Genomic DNA, 20,002 nt, shown 5'->3' on the forward strand with positions numbered 1-20,002 from the left:
ATGTTTACTGACAAATATAATGTATCACCTCCAATAACAAAACTATTAGGTTTCTTTTTGGTTTATTTCGTTCTTTGTAAAAAAAATTTAGCGTGAACTACCTCAACGTCGAAAATATATCAAAGTCTTATGGAGAGCTAGTGCTTTTTCGAGATTTATCATTTAGTATCCATAAAGATCAAAAAATTGCGTTTGTTGCAAAAAATGGAAGTGGAAAGACTTCCATACTAAACATATTGTCTGGAAAAGACACACCAGATGAAGGACAGGTGGTTATTAGAAACGGACTGCGCCTGGCGTTCTTGGATCAAGAGCCCGAATTAGACAATAAGCTTACTATTGAAGAAACCATCTTTGCTTCAGATATTCCAATACTAAAAGTCATTGAGGCTTACGAAAAAGCACTTAAAAATCCTGAAGATACTGAAGCTTATCAACTCGCTTTTGAAGCTATGGACAGAAACAACGCTTGGGAGTTTGAAACCCAATACCAACAAATTCTGTCGCAACTAAAATTAGATGACCTAAATCTTAAAGTTAGTGTACTTTCTGGCGGACAACGCAAACGTTTAGCACTTGCTCAAGCCCTATTAAGTAAACCCGATATTTTAATTTTAGATGAGCCAACAAACCATCTCGATCTAGAAATGATTGAATGGCTAGAAGATTACTTTGCAAAAACCCAACAAACCCTTTTTATGGTAACGCACGATCGCTACTTTTTAGAGCGTGTGTGCAACGAAATTATTGAGCTAGACCACGGACAATTGTATACCTACAAAGGCAATTATTCTTACTACCTCGAAAAGAAGGAATCTCGTATTGAGAGTGAAGCTACCGAAGTTGGAAAAGCCAAGCAGCTCTACAAAAAAGAACTCGACTGGATGCGTCGCCAACCTAAAGCACGTACCACAAAATCTAAGAGCAGAATTGATGACTTTTTTGAAATAAAAAAGAAAGCGCACCAACGCAGAAAAGACCACCAGGTACAGCTCGAAATTAATATGGAACGGCTTGGTAGTAAAATTATAGAGTTTCATAACGTCTCTAAAGCGTTTAAAGACAAGAAAATTCTGGAGGGTTTCGATTACACTTTTAAAAAAGGAGAACGCATAGGCATCATAGGCAAAAACGGAACCGGAAAATCAACTTTTCTTAATTTGCTTACTGGAGGTGTCAATGCAGACGGTGGAAAAATTGTTATCGGTGAAACCGTAAAAATTGGTTACTACACGCAAGGAGGCATCACAGTAAAGCCAGAACAAAAAGTCATTGATGTCATCCGCCAATATGGAGATTACATTCCTTTGGCCAAAGGAAGACAAATCAGTGCACAACAATTGTTAGAACGTTTCTTGTTTGATAGAAAAAAGCAATATGATTTTGTCGAAAAACTAAGTGGTGGCGAACAAAAACGTTTATATCTATGTACCGTTTTAATTCAGAATCCGAATGTTTTAATTCTTGATGAGCCAACGAATGATTTAGATATTGTAACACTAAATGTACTCGAAGATTTCCTTATGGATTTCCCAGGTGTGCTTTTAGTGGTATCGCACGACCGCTACTTTATGGATAAAATTGTAGACCATCTTTTTGTATTTAGAGGCGAAGGCGTTATTGAAGATTTTCCGGGTAATTACTCAGATTTTAGAGCTTATGACAGCAGTCTGCCAAAACAAGAAGAAACCACCGAAAAAACTGATAATACAAAAGTAATAAAGAAAAATGAAGCCACTAAACTTTCGTACAACGAACAAAAAGAATACAAGAATTTAGAGTCTAAAATTCGTTCGTTGGAATTAGACAAAAAAGCTATGGAAGCTAAATTCAATAATCCAGATTTATCACAAGACGATATCAACAAACTTTCTGAAGAATTGCAAGTCATAATTGACACTATTGAAGAGAAAGAACTACGCTGGTTTGAATTGGCTGAACGATTGGAAGAATAAAGATTTCTCGCAAAGACGCTAAGACGTTAAGCTAACTATACATCTTTGCGTCTCTGCTCCTTTGCGAGAGAACAAACACAGCAATGTACCAAATAATACAATACATAAAATTCCTTTTCAAAGCCACCAATCAACATGGTGTGCATTCTCCATTTGTATATAATTTTGTGACCAAATGTTTATATGACAAAAGAAGATATGAAGCCTATTCAAACCTAAAGAATTACAGAAACATTCTAAAAACCTCAAAAATTGAATTAGAAATTACAGATTTAGGCGAAGGCTCTAAAGTTTTAGATTCCGAAAAGCGAAAAGTCCGTGATATGGTAAAAACGTCGAGTAGCTCTATGAAAGAAGCAAAACTTTTATATCGAATTGCTCAATACTTCAAATTAAATACTGCCCTAGAATTAGGTACGTCTCTCGGAATGGGAACCTATGCTTTTGCTTTGGCAAACCCAAATTCAAAAATCATAACTATTGAAGGCTGTAAAAACACTTCAAATTTCACAGAATCAAACTTTATAGAAAATGTCTCCTTTATAAGAGGAGATTTTGCTTCAGTAATTCCAACTTTAAGAGAAAATTCTTTTGACTGTATTTACTTTGATGGTCATCACAATAAAGAAGCTACAATCCAATATTTTGAAGCACTTTTACCTAAAGCACATAACGACTCTGTCTTTATTTTTGACGACATCTATTGGTCAAAGGAAATGACTAAAGCTTGGGACTATATTAAGTCTCGCAATGCTGTTACAGTCACGGTAGATTGTTTCCATTTAGGATTCGTATTTTTTAGAAAAGAACAAGCTAAAGAACATTTTAAGATTAGATTGTAACAAGCCGACAACTTTAACGTCTTATTGACAAACTGATTTTTAAATTCTTTATCTTGCAGAGGATTTAAACAACCAACGGAATTTTATATGAGCGACAATGTCATTGAAATAAGAAGCATCATTAGAGATTTTAAATTAGGACAAGAAACTGTTCATGTTCTAAAAGGCATAGATTTAGACATAAAACGAGGCGAGTATGTAGCAATTATGGGACCATCTGGTTCTGGTAAATCTACCCTTATGAATCTTCTAGGCTGCTTAGACACACCAACAGCAGGATCTTACAATCTAAATGGTAAAGACGTTAGCCAAATGACAGACGATGAGCTTGCAGATATTAGAAATACCGAGATTGGTTTCGTTTTTCAAACCTTTAACCTTCTACCTAGAACCACGGCTTTAGATAACGTAGCCCTACCGATGGTTTATGCCGGCAAATCCAAAAAAGAACGTGTAGACAGAGCTTCTCAAGTGCTCGCAGATGTTGGTCTGGCCGATCGCATGGATCACAAACCTAATCAGCTTTCTGGTGGGCAAAGACAGCGTGTTGCCGTTGGCAGAGCCTTAGTAAACAAACCTTCTATTATCTTGGCTGATGAGCCTACAGGTAACCTAGACTCTAAAACCGGAACCGAAATTATGGCACTGTTCGATCAAATCCATGCTTCTGGCAACACCGTAATTATGGTAACGCACGAAGAAGACATCGCAGCACACGCCAAACGTGTTATTCGTTTACGTGATGGTATAATTGAAAGTGATACCTATAATTAGTGAGTAGTCAAGCTAAAAATTGCCTACATCCCAAAGAATTATTCCTTAGCTTCTCAATAATTAAACAAATACATACTTCAATAAATAAACACTTTAAATAATCAACTTTGCTAACTTTTTACTTTACAACTTTTAACTTGTAACTTTGTCTTTATGAAAGTATACACAAAAACAGGAGATAAAGGTACTACTGCCCTATTTGGAGGCACACGTGTTCCTAAACATCATATTCGTATAGAAAGTTACGGTACTATTGACGAGCTTAACTCGCACATAGGCCTTATAAGAGATCAAGACATTGACCAGTTGTACAAAAACACTCTAATGCATATTCAAGATCGGTTATTTACTGTTGGTGCCATTTTAGCAACCGATCCCGAAAAAGCCACTCTAAAAAATGGTGAGCAACGCTTAAAAATTCCAAAAATCTCTAATGATGATATAGAGCGTTTAGAAAAGGAAATGGATACAATGGAAGCGAGTTTGCCTCCAATGACGCATTTTGTGTTACCTGGTGGCCATCAAACTGTGTCATTCTGTCATATAGCACGTACAGTGTGCCGCAGAGCAGAACGCTTAGCCTCGCATCTTAATGACTTAGAGCCCTTTCAACCAGAAACTTTAATGTACATTAACCGTCTTTCTGACTACCTTTTTGTGTTGGCACGGAAGTTGTCACATGAGTTAAAAGCTGAAGAAATTAAGTGGATTCCTCAAAAAGAATCGTAAATATTATATGTCATTGCGAGCAACGCGTGGCAATCTATTCAGCATAGGATTATGACACCAAAGAAATAATCTAAAATAGTTGAAAACAACACGTTCTTTTTATTAATGAATAAATAATTTATTTTTTTCTTGAATAATTCAGCTAAAAAATTATTTTTGCAAAAAATTAAAACACACAACGCAAATGTATTGGACATTAGAATTAGCATCGTATTTAAGCGATGCACCTTGGCCAGCAACAAAAGATGAGCTTATAGACTATGCGATTAGAACCGGAGCACCTCTAGAAGTTGTAGAAAATTTACAATCAATTGAAGACGAAGGAGATTCCTACGATTCTATTGAAGAAATTTGGCCAGACTATCCAACAGATGAAGATTACCTCTGGAACGAGGACGAATATTAACATATAATATTATTATAAAAAAAGTCTCTTGCGTTAACTTAACTGAGAGACTTTTTTTATTTTCGGATGTTTTTTAAACATACCATAACTGTCATTTCGAGCGTAGTCGAGAAATCTCACCTTTTTTCCGAGCATCTCGACTACGCTCGATATGACAGAACAGAAACATAATATAAAACACAGGTTACCATAACCAACCTGAAACAAAACACATAAAATGGGCATATTAGATAAAGTACTAAAGGTATTTGTAGGAGATAAATCTAAACAAGACGTTAGTGCCATTAAACCAATCGTAGACAAAATAAAAACCTTTGAAAAAGCACTTGAAGCCTTATCGCATGATGAATTAAGAGCTAAAACTGCTGAATTCAAACAAAAAATAGCTGAAGCACGCCAACCACTTCTAGAAAGACAAAACGAGCTTTTAGCAAAAGCTGAAGACACAGAAGATATAGACGAGCGCGAAGACATCTACCAAGAAGCTGATAAAATAGAAGACGAAATTTATGAAGTAACAGAAGGTGTACTCAACGATATTTTACCAGAAGCCTTTGCTGTAGTTAAAGAAACTGCTAAGCGTTTTGTACACAATACTGAGATTCCAGTAACTGCTAATGCGTTCGACAGAGAAGTGTCTGGCGCAAAAGACTACGTTACTCTAGATGGTGACCAAGCCATTTGGGCCAATTCTTGGGATGCGGCTGGTAAACCCATTACTTGGGATATGATTCACTATGATGTACAGCTCATTGGTGGTATTGCAATGCACCAAGGAAAAATTGCAGAAATGCAAACTGGTGAAGGTAAAACCTTAGTAGCCACATTACCTGTTTATCTTAATGCACTTGCTGGAAAAGGTGTGCACCTTGTAACGGTAAACGATTACTTGGCAAAACGTGATAGCGCTTGGATGGCACCAATTTTTGAGTTTCATGGTATGAGTGTAGATTGTATAGATTATCACACGCCAAACTCAGACGCACGTCGCAAAGCCTATAACGCAGACATCACTTACGGTACTAATAACGAATTTGGTTTCGATTACCTGCGTGATAATATGGCGCATTCGCCTGAAGATTTAGTACAACGTCCACACCACTACGCTATCGTCGATGAGGTTGATTCTGTATTAATTGATGATGCGCGTACACCATTGATTATCTCTGGTCCAATCCCAAAAGGAGACGAACACGAATTTGATATGCTTAAGCCAAAAGTAAGTCAGATTGTAGATGTACAACGTAAGTATTTAGTAGGTGTATTAGCCGAAGCTAAAAAACTAATTGCATCAGGAGATACCAAAGAAGGTGGTTTCCAGTTATTGCGTGTTTACAGAGGTATTCCTAAGAATAAAGCCTTAATCAAGTTTTTGAGTGAAGAAGGTGTGAAACAATTGCTTCAAAAAACCGAAAACTTCTACATGCAAGATAACAATAGAGAGATGCCAAAAGTTGATGCGGAACTCTACTATGTTATAGATGAAAAGAACAATCAGGTTGAATTAACCGATAAAGGTGTTGACTATCTTTCTGGTAAGGACGATCCTAATTTCTTTGTTATGCCAGAAATGGGAACCGAAATTGCAAAGATTGAAAACAAAGGGCTTTCATCAGAAGAAGAAGCCAAACTAAAAGAAGAATTATTTAGAGACTTCGGTATTAAATCGGAACGTATCCATACCCTTAGCCAATTACTTAAAGCTTATGCGCTTTTCGAAAAAGACGTACAGTATGTGGTAATGGACAATAAGGTAATGATCGTAGATGAACAGACTGGACGTATTATGGATGGTCGTCGTTATTCAGATGGACTTCACCAGGCTATTGAAGCCAAAGAAAATGTAAAGATTGAAGCTGCCACACAAACGTTTGCAACGGTTACACTTCAAAATTACTTTAGAATGTACCGTAAGCTGTCTGGTATGACGGGTACTGCGGTTACTGAAGCAGGCGAGTTCTGGGAAATCTACAAGTTAGATGTGGTTGAAATCCCTACCAACAGACCAATTGCCAGAGACGATAGGGAAGATTTAGTTTATAAAACAAAGCGTGAAAAATATAATGCCGTAATCGATGAAGTTGTAGAATTATCTAACGCAGGAAGACCAGTACTAATTGGTACAACCAACGTAGAAATTTCTGAACTTTTAGGTAAAATGCTAAGTATTCGTAAGATTCCACATAACGTACTTAACGCGAAGCAGCACAAACGCGAGGCAGAGATTGTTGCCGAAGCTGGTAATGCTGGTCAGGTAACGATTGCTACCAACATGGCTGGTCGTGGTACAGATATTAAGTTGAATGACGACGTAAAAGCTGCTGGTGGTTTAGCCATTGTTGGTACAGAGCGTCACGATTCGCGTCGTGTAGACAGACAGTTACGTGGTAGAGCTGGTCGTCAAGGAGATCCAGGAAGTTCGCAATTCTATGTGTCTCTAGAAGATAACTTAATGCGTTTATTCGGTTCTGAGCGTATTGCTAAAATGATGGATCGTATGGGACTTAAAGAAGGGGAAGTTATTCAGCATTCTATGATTTCTAAGTCCATTGAACGTGCTCAGAAAAAAGTTGAAGAAAACAACTTTGGTGTACGTAAACGTTTATTGGAGTATGATGATGTTATGAACGCTCAGCGTGAAGTCGTTTACAAACGTCGTCGTCATGCCTTACATGGTGAGCGTCTTCGTGTAGATTTAGCAAACATGATTTTTGATACGTCAGAAGGTATTTCAATAAGCAACAAAGCTGCTAACGACTTCAAAAACTTTGAGTTTGAACTAATCCGTTATTTCTCAATGGCATCACCTATTTCTGAAGCAGATTTTGCTAAAATGGGTGAGCAGGAAATAGCCGGAGTTATCTATAAAGAAGCCTTTAAGCACTATCGTGAAAAAATGCAACGTGCGGCAGACTTGGCATATCCTGTGATTGAAAATGTGTATAATACCCAACGCGACAGATTTAAGCGTATCGTTGTGCCTTTTACAGATGGTGTTAAGAATTTGCAGGTTGTAACAGATTTAGAAAAAGCTTACGAAACAAAAGGTAAGCAGTTAATCAATGATTTTGAAAAGAACATTACACTTGCCATCGTAGATGACGCTTGGAAAACACATTTACGTAAAATGGATGAGTTAAAGCAGTCTGTACAGTTAGCGGTACACGAGCAAAAAGATCCGTTATTGATTTATAAGTTTGAAGCTTTTGAGCTATTTAAAGCGATGATAGATCAGGTGAATAAAGATGTGATCTCATTCCTGTTTAAAGGTGAAATTCCTCAGGAAACTGCCAACACTATTCAGGAAGCAAAACAGCGTAAGCAAGAAAAACTTGAAACGCAGAAAGAGGAAATCCCTAATATGGATGAGCGTGCTGCGCAAAGCAGAGCTGCAGGACAAGGTGCATCTCGCCAACAGCAACAAGTGGTAGAAACTATTGTTAGAGAGCAACCAAAAATTGGTCGTAATGATAAAGTAACCATCAAGCACGTAATGAGTGGCGAAAGTAAAGTCGTAAAATACAAGCAAGCCATTCCATTAATAGATAAAGGAGAGTGGGTTTTGGTTAATGACTAAACCTAACGTCACTTCGAGTGAAATTCTAAACGAATTTTGTATCGAGAAGCTCAGTAACTAAAATAGTTCTCGATACATTTCTCGTAAACTCGAAACACTCGAACTGACAAAAAATAAAATATTGTCATCCTGAATTTATTTCAGGATCTAAAATCCTGATGCTTAACCATCAGGATTTTTTTATTTTACTCATTTCAATACTATAATTCACTCGGACTGACATTCGGTTTTTATGGCTACATTTAACCAATTAACACAAAGTATATGAAGCTTAAATTATTATTCATCTGTTTTTTATTTCCTGTTATAATTACTCAAGCCCAAACCACTGAAGATACCAAACTAATGGGCGAATGGGAGGCTGTTAAGGTAATTATTGCAAATGCTGATGAGATTCCTCAAAAAGATGCAATTAAGTTTTTGGAAGATGCTTTTTTAGGCTCTAAATTTAATTTTAAAGGCAACCAAGTCTTTAGAATTACCTTTGGCAGTGAGGCTGATGAGCGCATCAAAGAACTTTTTAAGCTAGATAAAACCAACTGGATTATAGAAAATGAACTCATTAAAATTGGCTCTAAAAACAATGGTTTTAATTTAATGAATATTAGGTATCGAGAACAAGATGATAAAGTCTTCTTTGCTTTACCAATGTTGGCTTTAGAAATGAAAAAGCTAAGGGATGACAAGCCTTCTGAAGCTGAATGGATAGAGTCTGAGGAAGACAACATTCCGACTGTTCAACCTGTAGATTATTCTAAATCTGAAATTGTTACAAAAGATATTGATGAAACTTCTGTTTTAGAATTTCAGGATGCCGAAAATCCACCTTTGGCACCAGAATGTAAAGAAAACTGGGATAGTGAAAAGAAGCGGGACTGTACCAACAAATATATTAATCGTCATTTGATGAGGAAATTTAATGTAGATTTAGCTTCTAAAATTCAAGAATCAGGAAAAATTAAAATTTTAATAACCTTTATTATAGATACTGAAGGTAAGGCCATAAATATTAAGGCTACAGGTGGGCCAGAAATTTTAAACAAACATGCTATTGAAATTGTTGGTTTACTACCTACTCTAACTCCAGCAACTAAAGATGATAAACCTGTAAATGTTTCATACAAACTACCGTTTACATTTTTTATTGCTAACTAACCGCTGATTATGAGACATTTAGCGAATTAAATTTTTATCCTATATTTACAGTATAACCTACTTATAATTAATTTATTATGAACCCAAATCTATTACGCACACTTGCGTTAGTGCTATGTATGGCATTAGTATCGTGTTCTTCGGACGATACAAGCTCAATTCAAGATGAAACAAATAATGCGTTTACTTTTAATGGAACGACATACAATTTAGTTTCGGCAATCATTGTTGATGAAAATACTGCAAATAATGATCCAAGTGAAATTAGTATTAGCCTTTTTAATAAAACCAGTGCTGAGATTACAGGCAATAATGATTTGAGTGATATTAGTTATGTGTACTTTGATTTTGAAGATACTACTATTCAGAATACCACATACAGTCAGATAGAAGACTATGACATCTCAATTGACGGAACCATTACAAATGGTGAATTTACACCTGGTACTGTTCTACTTGATGATAACGATCCGCAATCAGATGTGTATGCTCAATCCGCATTAGTTACTGTTACCAATTTTACGGAATTCAATATTGCTTTTACATTCACTTTTACCAGAAACGACGGACAAATAATTTCTGGCAGCTACGATGGTAATTACTTTATGCCTAATTAGACTGTATACGCCCATTTTATTGGGCAAGTTTTAAAAGTAAATTAGGGTCTGGACAATTCGTTTTATAAAAGTCTAAATCAAGTTGGTTGCTCACACCTGGATAATCTCCATTGTAATTTTGAATATCCCTTATAATCTGAAAATGTAAATGTGGTGCATAGTCTCCATTGACCTCTGCTGTACCAAGAGTTGCGATTGGGTCTCCTTGCTTCACTTCTACTCCAACTTTTAAATTACGGATGGACTCTAAACTTAAGTGACCATATAAAGTGAAAAACTTTAGGTTGTCAATACAATGCTCTAAAATTATAGTTGGCCCATAATCACCATAATTAGTATTGTTGTTAAAACTGTGAATTTTCCCAACTAGAGGTGCAGAAATTTCAGTGCCTGCTTCTATCCAAAGGTCTAATCCTAAATGAATATTGCGTTCTTCTTCTGGTTTGGCTGTATTAAAATAATCACTACGATTATAAATACCTCGATGTTCTAAATAACCACCAAAGGCCACTCTAGCATTATTGCTTTTTAAATGATTCCAGATATATGCTTCTAAAGCTTTAGAAGATGATACGTCAATACTATCTAATTCTTTATTATGATTAGATAAATCTAGTGACATATAAGTATTCCTAGAAATCTCTGGGTGAATCAAAGGATGTGCTTGGAGCGATTTTAGAAATTCTTCAAAAGAAGATAAAGTCATAAAAAACAAAATTTCCACAAAAATAAGAATCTATTTTAATGGAAAAACACAAAGAAAGGTTACTAAGCTAAGATTGTAACTAATAAAGATTCTGAAATACACTTCGACTGCGCTCAGCGGAACAATTCAGAATGATAGATTTAACTTTTAATAGTTAATTCATAATAATATTACTAAACTTAGCATTAACGACGATGCTTCTGTCAGAACTTTGGCCATCAGGATAATTTCTAATGGTTTTTTGTGTCGTAGCTTTATTATTGAATTTTGAGCGATTACCCTTGAAATACATACTGTAATCTATATTTTGTGGTAAGTTGATAAAAGCATCACTATTCTCTAAAACTAAATTGAGATTTTTAAACGTCTCTTCTAGATTAGAAATGGTAAGATCACCAAAACTACCATCAATGATACCTGTTTCGGTTAAAGTTTCAATATTAATATTAGAAGACTTTGCATTTAACACCAAGTTTTTTGCATTTTTAATTTGAGCTTTATCGACATAATTCAAATTTAAAGTTCCCAAATTCCAAGAATTAATAACTACTGGCGAATAAGATACATTGATGGAGGTGTCTCCTCCATCAATGTGATCTGCTACCAAAAAGGTGTGTGAAATATCTCCTTGTAAGTTATAAATAACCGAGGAAATTTTTAAATCACCATGTCTTATGTTGGTTTTTAATTTCGCTTTCTTAGGAATTTTTATTTTAATCACCTTACGAATTTTGCTATTGCTACCAGACTCTAAACGTCTTACCATTGCAGCTTCTCTTCGTTTATGAACATCTTTTCTGCGTTCAGCCATTTCAGCTCTTCGTTCTGCCATTTCTTTAGAGCGCTCAGCATATCGCTCAGCGATTCTCTCACTACGCTCAGCTTGTTGTTCTATTAATTCTGCTTGTCGTTCCATTTGTTGTCCAAAGCGTTCTCCCCAAGCTTCCATTTTCTCTTCCCATTCCTTGCCAAACTTCTCACCAAATTCTTCTCCCCATTTTTCCATCTCTTTGGCATATTTTTCGCCAAATTCTTCTCCCCACTTTTCCATGTCTTTAGCCCATTTTCCTTCAAAGCGCTTACCATACGCTTCGCCCCATTTTTCCATTTTTTCCTGGTATCCAGACTCAGCAAACTTTTTTGCCCATTCTTCCATACGTTTTTGCAGTTCTTTACCACCTTCTTTTTCGTAACGCTTGCTCCATTCCTCAAGGTATTTTTGCCCATCCTTTTGGTATCTATCGTAATCAAACTTAATAGTTTTTATACCTTCTGGTAATTCAGGTAACTCAGGAAATTCTGGCATTTCTGGTAATTCTGGCATCTTTGGCATAGCAGCTAATTCTGGGATTTCAGGTAGTACAATGACTTCAGGAATTTCTGGAAAATCTGCCAACTCAAACTCTAAGTCCTTTAATAATGCAGAATAGTCTCCTTCTCCCATAAATGCTAAAGCTCGTCCACCATGAGAAAAAATCACAACCTTATTATTAGAACCATCAACTTTGAGATTCCATGCTTCAAGAGCTTTTTCTAACTCTGCTTCAGATAGTTTATCGCTTTCTAAATACGCTTCAATTTCTACGACATCTCTGTTCCATGTATCGATTTCAATTTCGGCATAACTGGTGTTTAAGTCCACTACAACATCTTTATCTACCTTAATAGACTGTGATATTTTACTTAACTTTTTTTGTGCATAACCAAATGTGGTTAACAAGCACAACACTAAAACTCTAATTGTGTTCATGATTTTTTTGATTTAACTGTTCGTTTTTTGATTTATGAATTTTTGATTTGATTACGTAATTTCTTGTTCAAAGGCATCGTCATTAAACTCTTCTAGCTTATCTTTTAGACGCATTACAAGGTTTAATCTCAGCTTTAAATTTTCTATAAGCGCATCTAAGGTTACAGAGTTTGGACCGTTTTCGTTAAGTTCTTCTAATAATTTATCGTATTCTTTATTTAACTCTTGAAGTCTCAACACATAGCCATCAAATAATTCTTTGTTTTGTGGTGTTAACTCTACTTTAGACAATTCTAAATTAATACTAGCTAAATAGTAATCCTCCACTTTTTTTAGGTCTGGTGATACATCGCCAAGCGTCTTTAAATCTGTATCTACAATTTCTTGCTTTGGATCTACAACATCAGGTGTTTGAAAATACTTGTAAGCACCAAAACTCAATCCTAGTAGCATCACTACACTCGCCGCGATATTTAAGAAACTAAATCCACTAGATTTCTTCTCTATTGGCAATTCTTTATCTAGCTTCTCTAAAAAGCGTGCTTCATGATCTTGAGACATTTTTGCACGTTGTGCCAACCTATCTTTCTCAAATAAATTTCTAAGATCTTGTGCCATTTCTTTCTGCTTTTAATACGGTTTGTAACTTTTGTTTTCCTCTAGATAATTGTGTTCGCGAAGCCACTTCAGAAATATTTAATATCTCTGAGATTTCGCTGTGGTCATAACCTTCAATTAAATAGAGCATGACGACATATCTATATTTTTCGGGCAATTCTTCAATTGCTGTTTTTACATCATCAATAGTAATATCATCATCAACCAACCACTCTTTTTCATCTTTTGCATCAACCACATTGAGATGATGCTCTTCCAGCTCGATTAATCGTTGTTTTTTAGATTTTAAAACATCAATACACCTATTCACAACGATGCGTTTTAACCAAGCACCAAAACTTACTTCAGCTCTGTATTGATCTAATCTAGAGAATGCTTTTATAAAAGCTTCCTGCACAATATCTTCGGCCTCCATGGTATCTTTCACAAATCGAAGTGCCACGATAAGCATACCATCACAATATTGCTTGTACAATTGCATTTGCGCTTGCCTGTCATTCTGTTTGCATTTTTCAACAATATGAATCTGAAACGTATTGATGATTAATTGTTTTTGGTTGATCTCACTTTAAAGACGACACAAATTTTTGAGTGTTGCAAAAAATTTCAAAAAAAGTTTGATTTTATAAGATTTGCTTAAAATTCTGCGTTCTGTTCTATAAATTTAGGGAATTGAATTATCTTTATTTTTTAAAACATGTTGAAGCACATTCAGCACAAATAAATTAGCTAAAAACTGCTTAAGAAAATTCACTATGCTAAAACGCATTCTTATTATTCTGTCAATAATAGCTTTGGGTCTACTATTGTATTCTGTTTTTGTTGAAAATATTTTTTCTCCAAGGCTCAGCCCAAAGGATACCGCAAAAATAACCCTAAACGACTTAAAACTTCAAGTAGAGTACAACAGGCCATCAAAACGCGAACGTGATATTTTTGGGGCACTTGTCCCTTTTAATAAGGTTTGGAGAACTGGTGCCAACGAAGCTACTACATTTGAAACCAATGAAGATTTAATGATTGATGGTATGTTACTAAAAAAAGGTAAATACACGCTTTGGACTGTACCAATGGAAAATTCTTGGAAGGTAATGTTCAACACCAAACAGTATCAATGGGGAGTTAATGAAAAAATGGAACCAATGTGGGACCCTAATTACGATGCTATTGAAATTGAAGTCCCTAAGCAAAGTATTGATGAAACTGTAGAAAAATTCACGATTGCTTTTGATAATAAAACTGGTAACTTAAAGCTTACCATGGCTTGGGATCAGACATTGATTGAAATTCCGATGCAGATCTATCCACACAAACATTAACAATGCTAAACTGTGGCAAAAAAGGATGAAACATATAAATCTGCTTTACACGAGCAAGATGGTATAGAACCACCTAAAATTCTAAGTACTAATTCTGCAAACTTTATAAAAGCTAAACGCAAAAAGCAACCTTCGGTTGAGGATTTAGTAAAAGGAATTACCTCAGGAAATATTACAGATTTAAGTAGAGCCATCACTTTGGTAGAAAGTACTAACCAGATGCATACCCAAAAGGCTCACAACATTATTACTGCTTGTTTACCTTATGCTAACCAATCTGTAAGAATTGGTATTACTGGAGTTCCTGGTGTTGGTAAGAGTACATTTATTGAGGCTTTTGGTAGTTATCTAACAAGCATTGGCAGAAAAGTGGCTGTACTTGCTGTTGACCCAAGTAGTAGCCTAAGTAAAGGTAGTATTCTTGGTGATAAAACCAGAATGGAAGATTTGGTAAAAGACAAAAACGCTTTTATTAGACCTTCTCCCTCTGGAGATTCGCTTGGTGGTGTGGCCAGAAAAACCAGAGAAACTATAATCCTTTGTGAAGCCGCTGGATTTGATACTATTATTATAGAAACTGTTGGTGTTGGACAAAGTGAAACTGCTGTGCATAGTATGGTAGATTTCTTTTTGTTATTAAAGCTTGCAGGTGCTGGCGATGAACTTCAAGGCATAAAACGAGGCATTATAGAAATGGCTGACGCTATTGTTATCAATAAAGCTGATGGAGATAATCTAAAAGCTGCAAAATCTGCTAAAGTAGAATTTAATAGAGCCTTGCATTTGTATCCTGAAAAAGCGTCTGGCTGGTCACCAAAAGTATCACTTTGCAGCGCTCTAAAACAAGAAGGCATTTCTGAAGTTTGGGAATTAATACAAGAGTACTTGAAAACCACGTCTACCAATCATTATTTTGAACACAACAGAAATAATCAAAACAAATTCTGGTTACTTCAAACCATCGAGGAACGTCTTAAATCTGACTTCTACAAATCTGAAAATATTAAAAAGGAGCTTCCTGCTCAAATTAAACTCGTAGAGGAAGGAAAAACTACCCCTTTTGCTGCTGCTGAGTATTTACTCAATCTGTCAATTTAGTTCAATTTACCTTAAACCATCAAGGTTTTCTCCGTAATACTAAAAAAGCATACTTTTGTGCCAGAAATTGTATCCATACATGAATTACAAATTAACCATCATAATACCTGTTTATAATGAAGAGGATAATCTAGAACGTGTTGAAACAGAGCTTTCAAACTATTTAAAGATTGCTTCTGTACCAACATGTATTTTATTTGTAAATGATGGTTCTAAGGACAATAGTCAAGCTATGATTGAGGCTATTTGCGATCGTAATGACGCTTTTGACTATGTACTTTTTAAAGGAAACCGCGGTTTAAGTGCTGCTATAAAAGCTGGCTTTGATTATGCTGAAACTGAACTTGTTGGTTATATTGATTCAGACTTACAAACCTCTCCAGAGGATTTTAATTTATTATTAGATCATATTAATGACAACGAATTAGTAACTGGTGTACGTGCCGATCGCAAGGATTCTTTTGTTAAGAATATGTCTTCCAAGATTGCTAATGGCATTAGACGTGCGTTTACCAAAGATGGTATGGATGATACAGGTTGTCCTCTTAAAATCATTAAAACTGACTATGCCAAACGTATTCCAATGTTTAGAGGTTTACATCGTTTTTTACCTGCAATGATTATGCTGCAGAATGGCAGAGTTACCCAAATACCTGTTCGTCATTTTCCAAGGATAGCTGGTACCGCAAAATTTGGACTTTGGAATCGTCTTCTTGGACCATTAATGGATTGCTTTGCCTATTTATGGATGAAGAAAAAGTACATTAATTATGATGTTGCTAAAACCAGCAAATGAAACATCAACAATTAATTATTAATCACTAATAGAAATGATAATAAGATGTTCCATGTGTCCATTAAAAGGCAATAGATATTAATACATGAAAGACTGGATCATTTATAGCATAGGATTTTTTGCGCAGATACTGTTCTCGTCTAGATTGCTCATTCAATGGGTAACTTCAGAAAAACAACGCAAGGTTATTACTCCTACGACGTTCTGGACATTAAGCCTAATGGCGTCATTCTTGTTATTTATTTATGGATACTTACGCTTAGATTTTGCTATAATGCTTGGTCAGAGTTTAACATACTTTATTTATATCAGAAACTTACAGCTACAAGGTCAATGGCAAAAGTTTCCTAAGCTGGTTCAGATATTATTATTTATTGTTCCGGTTCTTATTGTAATTTTCTATTACAATAACAATAAGATTGATATTGAGCTTCTATTTAAAAACGAAGCCATACCAACATGGTTGCTTATTTTAGGTATTGTAGCTCAAGTGATTTTTACGCTGCGTTTTGTATACCAATGGATTCATGCAGAACGACATAAAGAATCATCTTTACCCATGGGATTTTGGGTACTGAGTTTAATCGGCGCTTCTTTAATTTTAACTTATGCTATCATAAGACAAGATCCTGTCTTATTTGTTGGTCATCTCTTTGGTATGATCATTTATGCAAGAAACGCTTATCTTATTAGACAAACCAATGATTAAGCTCATAGAAAAATACCCTATTGTTAGCCTTTTACTCTTTGTGGTAATTATGCTTGGCTTTACTATAGATGCAATTCCTGTGACGATAATGGAAGCTCGAAATTTTATTTCGGCAAGAGAAATGCTTACGGATAATAATTGGATTTTAACCACAATGAATGGGGAAGCACGCTACCAAAAACCACCTTTACCAACTTGGATAACGGCTTTTTTTGGTATGCTCTTCGGTATAAAATCTGTCCTTGCTTTACGTTGGCCAGCCCTTTTATTCATGGCAAGCATTGGTATTTCTACATATTTGATTTCAAAACAATTAAAACTTACCAAATCACATAGTCTTATCAATGGTTTTATTGTGTTGAGCTCATTCTATGTTATTGGTATTACCGTTGAAGCACCTTGGGATATTTACGCTCATGGTTTTATGCTTATGGCTTTATTCCAACTCTTTATTATGCTGAAGCATCAAAAAACAAACATTATAAATAGCCTTCTGTTTGTGTTGTTTATAGCTGGTTCTGTACTCTCTAAAGGTCCAGTTTCTTTATATGTGTTGTTTTTATCTTTTGTGGTTGCTTATGGTATAGCATTTAGATTAAAAGGGAATATTTTACACTTTTTAAAGCTTATTAGCCTTTTAATTTTTGGAATTGTCATTGGTGGCTGGTGGTACATGCATGTTCGTATTGCAGATCCTGAAACATTTGCAGCTATAGCAGTTAAGGAAACAACTAATTGGAGCAGCTATAATGTAAGACCCTTTTATTATTACTGGAGCTTTTTTGTACAGAGTGGATTGTGGACCGTTCCAGCATTTATAAGTTTATTATACCCTTATTTAAAGTCGCGCGTGTCTCATCTCAAAGCCTATCGTTTTAGTTTTTTCTGGACGCTTATTGCTGTGATTTTATTGTCTGTAATTCCTGAAAAAAAATCACGCTACCTCATGCCAGTTTTAATTCCTCTGGCTATTAATATTGGATTTTATATTGCGTATTTAATCAGAGAATTTAAAAACCTAAAGGATAAACGCGAAACCTATCCTGTGTACTTTCACTTTGGACTGATAGGATTAATTGGCATTTTGTTTTGGATGTCTGAATTCTTTAAAGATTCTTTTATTTTTAGTGATTATGCCGTTAGGTATTTTATCACTTCTATCGTACTTATTAGTATTGGTGTTTTCATCATTCAAAATTTAAAGAAAAAAGATATTAAAACGGTGTTCTATTTATGCTTAGCTATGATGGTTAGTATTGGATTTTTCGCTCTACCCTTAGCAAATTCAAATGTTAAAGATGACAACAAACCTATTTCAGAATTACAAGACAAGGCCATTGATTTATATCATTTAGACTATGTTGCTCCTGAAATGATTTATAATTATGGTGATAAAATTCCGAGTATTAAAGCAGAAGAAGGCTATCACATACCAATTGAAAAAACATTTTATTTATTAACAAGAACCCATCAACCAGATACGATTGAAGTCCTTTCAAAATTATATAAAATGGAATTTATAGATACGTATGACCTTAATCGTGCTTCCAAGGATTCTAGAGCCTATAATGAGCGATTAGTTAATCAGTTATACAAACTTACTCTAAAATAATAATTCTCTATTCTCGATATAGTTTTTTTTAACTTCGACAAGCGCAGTCATAAAAACCACTCGAACTGACAAATTATTATTCAATCGTCAGTTCGAGTTTTTCTTCGGAAAAAATATCGAGAACAAGGTTTAATAATTTAATTGAATCGCTTAAGGATATAGGTATTCAGCTTATAAAAACCAAAGCCAGCTAAAGCACCAAAAGTCATTCCTGCTAAAATATCTATCGGAAAGTGCACTCCAACATAAATACGACTGTAAGCCACTAAAAACGCCCAAAACAACAGAATAAATATGAGGTTTTTAAAGTAAGGTCGCAAAACTAAGCCACCAAAAACAGCTGCTGCCATGGAGTTAGATGCATGACCAGAGAAAAAACTACGGTTGCTACTGCATCGTTCTGCTATAAACCGTATGCTATCCTTTATTTCATCGCAAGCACAAGGTCTAAATCGCAATACTGTACGTTTTACCAAATTAGTAGTCTGATCTGTAAATAATATCATTAAAGCAATGACCACTATGATTACCAACAAGGATTTCCAACCCAGTTTTCTATAGATTAAAAACAGTAGTAAGGCATATAGAGGCGCAAAAGTAAACTCATGCGTTATGGCCAGCCACATGCCATCCCAAGTAGGTGAACCTAGGCCATTGAGATATACAAAAAGTTCGGTATCTAAGTCTAAAAGTTTGTCTAGCATTAGTTGTCGTCGTAACGTGCTACTTCCCTATCGTAGAACTCAGTAGCCTGCATTATATAATTTTCCATTTCGGTTTCGAGTTCTTTTTGATCGTGCTGATCGAATTCTTCAAACCACTCTACCTCATCATTTTCAAGATTGATGATAAATCTCGGAAACTCAGTATGAATAACGAATATAGCATCTGGATAATCTGTGTTATCGCCTAAGATGAATTTTGGTAATTCCATTGGTTAAAAGTTTGAATTTTGAAGGACAAAAATACAAATTTAGTGATGAGTTCTTCATACTATTTTTTGCTTTGTCATTTCTAGTAACTTATTACGCTTATGACTTCTCGATACAATCCTTCATACTTCAGGACCACTCGAAGTGTCGCAATGCATAAAAATAAAACCTCAACCGTCAGTTCGAGTGAATTTTATGACGATAGGAATAAAATTAGTACTTCGACAAGCTCAGCAGAACTATCGAGAACTATTTTGGTAACTCAACTTCTCGATACAATCCTTCATACTTCAGGATCACTCGAAGTGACGTAAACAACAAAGTTGAACCTCTATCGTCAGTTCGAGTGATTTGTGAGTATGCGAGCAAATAGTATCGAGAACTATTTAGACAACAAAACTTCTCGA

Annotated in this window: 19 protein-coding genes; 13 read left to right on the top strand and 6 right to left on the bottom strand. The window is 35.3% G+C overall.

Features of this window, described 5'->3' with window-relative positions; translation table 11 throughout:
* Nucleotides 1-92 precede the first annotated feature (92 nt).
* From BWZ20_RS04280 to BWZ20_RS04315, 8 genes are all read left to right on the top strand, one after another.
* Nucleotides 93-1,955: an ABC-F family ATP-binding cassette domain-containing protein gene (locus tag BWZ20_RS04280; protein ID WP_076616795.1), complete on the top strand. Its 1,863-nt coding sequence runs from the start codon at nucleotides 93-95 to the stop codon at nucleotides 1,953-1,955.
* 83 nt (nucleotides 1,956-2,038) lie between these two features.
* Nucleotides 2,039-2,797 carry an O-methyltransferase gene (locus BWZ20_RS04285; RefSeq protein ID WP_076616798.1) on the top strand — a complete coding sequence of 253 codons (759 nt, stop codon included), beginning with the start codon at nucleotides 2,039-2,041 and terminating at the stop codon, nucleotides 2,795-2,797.
* Between the two features lie 87 nt (nucleotides 2,798-2,884).
* Nucleotides 2,885-3,571 carry an ABC transporter ATP-binding protein gene (locus tag BWZ20_RS04290; RefSeq protein WP_076616800.1) on the top strand — a complete coding sequence of 229 codons (687 nt, stop codon included), beginning with the start codon at nucleotides 2,885-2,887 and terminating at the stop codon, nucleotides 3,569-3,571.
* Nucleotides 3,572-3,724: 153 nt separating this feature from the next.
* Nucleotides 3,725-4,300 carry a cob(I)yrinic acid a,c-diamide adenosyltransferase gene (locus BWZ20_RS04295; protein WP_076616803.1) on the top strand — a complete coding sequence of 192 codons (576 nt, stop codon included), beginning with the start codon at nucleotides 3,725-3,727 and terminating at the stop codon, nucleotides 4,298-4,300.
* Nucleotides 4,301-4,484: 184 nt separating this feature from the next.
* Nucleotides 4,485-4,706: a DUF2795 domain-containing protein gene (locus BWZ20_RS04300; protein ID WP_006989959.1), complete on the top strand. Its 222-nt coding sequence runs from the start codon at nucleotides 4,485-4,487 to the stop codon at nucleotides 4,704-4,706.
* Between the two features lie 217 nt (nucleotides 4,707-4,923).
* Complete coding sequence (secA, locus tag BWZ20_RS04305) at nucleotides 4,924-8,283, top strand: preprotein translocase subunit SecA (protein ID WP_076616807.1); 3,360 nt, start codon at nucleotides 4,924-4,926, stop codon at nucleotides 8,281-8,283.
* Between the two features lie 264 nt (nucleotides 8,284-8,547).
* A complete protein-coding gene (locus BWZ20_RS04310) occupies nucleotides 8,548-9,438 on the top strand; it encodes an energy transducer TonB (protein WP_076616810.1) in 891 nt (296 codons plus the stop codon).
* 77 nt (nucleotides 9,439-9,515) lie between these two features.
* Nucleotides 9,516-10,055 carry a hypothetical protein gene (locus BWZ20_RS04315; protein ID WP_076616814.1) on the top strand — a complete coding sequence of 180 codons (540 nt, stop codon included), beginning with the start codon at nucleotides 9,516-9,518 and terminating at the stop codon, nucleotides 10,053-10,055.
* A gap of 16 nt (nucleotides 10,056-10,071) precedes the next feature.
* Here BWZ20_RS04315 and BWZ20_RS04320 read toward each other — a convergent pair whose 3' ends face one another.
* The 4 genes from BWZ20_RS04320 to BWZ20_RS04335 all read right to left on the bottom strand — a co-directional run bounded on the left by BWZ20_RS04320 (nucleotide 10,072) and on the right by BWZ20_RS04335 (nucleotide 13,610).
* The gene (locus BWZ20_RS04320; protein ID WP_076616816.1) at nucleotides 10,072-10,761 is read right to left on the bottom strand and encodes a peptidoglycan DD-metalloendopeptidase family protein; all 690 of its coding nucleotides are present in this window, start codon (nucleotides 10,759-10,761) and stop codon (nucleotides 10,072-10,074) included.
* Between the two features lie 154 nt (nucleotides 10,762-10,915).
* Nucleotides 10,916-12,511: a hypothetical protein gene (locus tag BWZ20_RS04325; protein ID WP_157358312.1), complete on the bottom strand. Its 1,596-nt coding sequence runs from the start codon at nucleotides 12,509-12,511 to the stop codon at nucleotides 10,916-10,918.
* A gap of 51 nt (nucleotides 12,512-12,562) precedes the next feature.
* On the bottom strand, nucleotides 12,563-13,129 hold the full coding sequence (locus tag BWZ20_RS04330; protein WP_076616821.1) for a hypothetical protein: 567 nt from the start codon (nucleotides 13,127-13,129) through the stop codon (nucleotides 12,563-12,565).
* Nucleotides 13,113-13,610, bottom strand: coding sequence for an RNA polymerase sigma factor (locus BWZ20_RS04335; RefSeq protein ID WP_076616824.1), 498 nt, complete (start codon nucleotides 13,608-13,610; stop codon nucleotides 13,113-13,115). The genes BWZ20_RS04330 and BWZ20_RS04335 overlap by 17 nt, the downstream gene beginning before the upstream one ends.
* 274 nt (nucleotides 13,611-13,884) lie before the next feature.
* Here BWZ20_RS04335 and BWZ20_RS04340 point away from each other — a divergent pair, with 274 nt between their 5' ends.
* The 5 genes from BWZ20_RS04340 to BWZ20_RS04360 all read left to right on the top strand — a co-directional run bounded on the left by BWZ20_RS04340 (nucleotide 13,885) and on the right by BWZ20_RS04360 (nucleotide 18,663).
* Nucleotides 13,885-14,448: a DUF2911 domain-containing protein gene (locus BWZ20_RS04340; RefSeq protein WP_076616827.1), complete on the top strand. Its 564-nt coding sequence runs from the start codon at nucleotides 13,885-13,887 to the stop codon at nucleotides 14,446-14,448.
* A gap of 12 nt (nucleotides 14,449-14,460) precedes the next feature.
* Nucleotides 14,461-15,546: a methylmalonyl Co-A mutase-associated GTPase MeaB gene (gene meaB / locus BWZ20_RS04345; protein WP_076616829.1), complete on the top strand. Its 1,086-nt coding sequence runs from the start codon at nucleotides 14,461-14,463 to the stop codon at nucleotides 15,544-15,546.
* Nucleotides 15,547-15,625: 79 nt separating this feature from the next.
* Complete coding sequence (locus BWZ20_RS04350; RefSeq protein ID WP_076616831.1) at nucleotides 15,626-16,342, top strand: glycosyltransferase family 2 protein; 717 nt, start codon at nucleotides 15,626-15,628, stop codon at nucleotides 16,340-16,342.
* Between the two features lie 85 nt (nucleotides 16,343-16,427).
* On the top strand, nucleotides 16,428-17,051 hold the full coding sequence (locus tag BWZ20_RS04355) for a lipid-A-disaccharide synthase N-terminal domain-containing protein (RefSeq protein ID WP_076616834.1): 624 nt from the start codon (nucleotides 16,428-16,430) through the stop codon (nucleotides 17,049-17,051).
* Nucleotides 17,044-18,663, top strand: coding sequence for an ArnT family glycosyltransferase (locus tag BWZ20_RS04360; RefSeq protein WP_076616836.1), 1,620 nt, complete (start codon nucleotides 17,044-17,046; stop codon nucleotides 18,661-18,663). Before BWZ20_RS04355 ends, BWZ20_RS04360 begins: the two co-directional genes overlap by 8 nt.
* Before the next feature lie 137 nt (nucleotides 18,664-18,800).
* Here BWZ20_RS04360 and BWZ20_RS04365 read toward each other — a convergent pair whose 3' ends face one another.
* Both BWZ20_RS04365 and BWZ20_RS04370 read right to left on the bottom strand, forming a co-directional pair.
* Nucleotides 18,801-19,367, bottom strand: coding sequence for a phosphatase PAP2 family protein (locus tag BWZ20_RS04365; protein WP_076616839.1), 567 nt, complete (start codon nucleotides 19,365-19,367; stop codon nucleotides 18,801-18,803).
* Nucleotides 19,367-19,597 (bottom strand): hypothetical protein, encoded by a 231-nt coding sequence (locus BWZ20_RS04370; protein ID WP_076616842.1) that lies wholly within the window; start codon nucleotides 19,595-19,597, stop codon nucleotides 19,367-19,369. The genes BWZ20_RS04365 and BWZ20_RS04370 overlap by 1 nt, the downstream gene beginning before the upstream one ends.
* Nucleotides 19,598-20,002 lie beyond the last annotated feature (405 nt).

Source organism: Winogradskyella sp. J14-2, from assembly GCF_001971725.1.
GTDB lineage: Bacteria > Bacteroidota > Bacteroidia > Flavobacteriales > Flavobacteriaceae > Winogradskyella.

What these genes read in the sequence shown, in the direction of transcription:
- BWZ20_RS04285 (WP_076616798.1), top strand. Translation starts at nt 2,039, where the DNA reads ATGTACCAAATAATACAATACATAAAATTCCTTTTCAAAGCCACCAAT.
- BWZ20_RS04290 (WP_076616800.1), top strand. Translation starts at nt 2,885, where the DNA reads ATGAGCGACAATGTCATTGAAATAAGAAGCATCATTAGAGATTTTAAA.
- BWZ20_RS04295 (WP_076616803.1), top strand. Translation starts at nt 3,725, where the DNA reads ATGAAAGTATACACAAAAACAGGAGATAAAGGTACTACTGCCCTATTT.
- BWZ20_RS04300 (WP_006989959.1), top strand. Translation starts at nt 4,485, where the DNA reads ATGTATTGGACATTAGAATTAGCATCGTATTTAAGCGATGCACCTTGG.
- secA (WP_076616807.1), top strand. Translation starts at nt 4,924, where the DNA reads ATGGGCATATTAGATAAAGTACTAAAGGTATTTGTAGGAGATAAATCT.
- BWZ20_RS04310 (WP_076616810.1), top strand. Translation starts at nt 8,548, where the DNA reads ATGAAGCTTAAATTATTATTCATCTGTTTTTTATTTCCTGTTATAATT.
- BWZ20_RS04315 (WP_076616814.1), top strand. Translation starts at nt 9,516, where the DNA reads ATGAACCCAAATCTATTACGCACACTTGCGTTAGTGCTATGTATGGCA.
- BWZ20_RS04320 (WP_076616816.1), bottom strand. Translation starts at nt 10,761, where the DNA reads ATGACTTTATCTTCTTTTGAAGAATTTCTAAAATCGCTCCAAGCACAT.
- BWZ20_RS04325 (WP_157358312.1), bottom strand. Translation starts at nt 12,511, where the DNA reads ATGAACACAATTAGAGTTTTAGTGTTGTGCTTGTTAACCACATTTGGT.
- BWZ20_RS04330 (WP_076616821.1), bottom strand. Translation starts at nt 13,129, where the DNA reads ATGGCACAAGATCTTAGAAATTTATTTGAGAAAGATAGGTTGGCACAA.
- BWZ20_RS04335 (WP_076616824.1), bottom strand. Translation starts at nt 13,610, where the DNA reads ATGCAATTGTACAAGCAATATTGTGATGGTATGCTTATCGTGGCACTT.
- BWZ20_RS04340 (WP_076616827.1), top strand. Translation starts at nt 13,885, where the DNA reads ATGCTAAAACGCATTCTTATTATTCTGTCAATAATAGCTTTGGGTCTA.
- BWZ20_RS04350 (WP_076616831.1), top strand. Translation starts at nt 15,626, where the DNA reads ATGAATTACAAATTAACCATCATAATACCTGTTTATAATGAAGAGGAT.
- BWZ20_RS04355 (WP_076616834.1), top strand. Translation starts at nt 16,428, where the DNA reads ATGAAAGACTGGATCATTTATAGCATAGGATTTTTTGCGCAGATACTG.
- BWZ20_RS04360 (WP_076616836.1), top strand. Translation starts at nt 17,044, where the DNA reads ATGATTAAGCTCATAGAAAAATACCCTATTGTTAGCCTTTTACTCTTT.
- BWZ20_RS04365 (WP_076616839.1), bottom strand. Translation starts at nt 19,367, where the DNA reads ATGCTAGACAAACTTTTAGACTTAGATACCGAACTTTTTGTATATCTC.
- BWZ20_RS04370 (WP_076616842.1), bottom strand. Translation starts at nt 19,597, where the DNA reads ATGGAATTACCAAAATTCATCTTAGGCGATAACACAGATTATCCAGAT.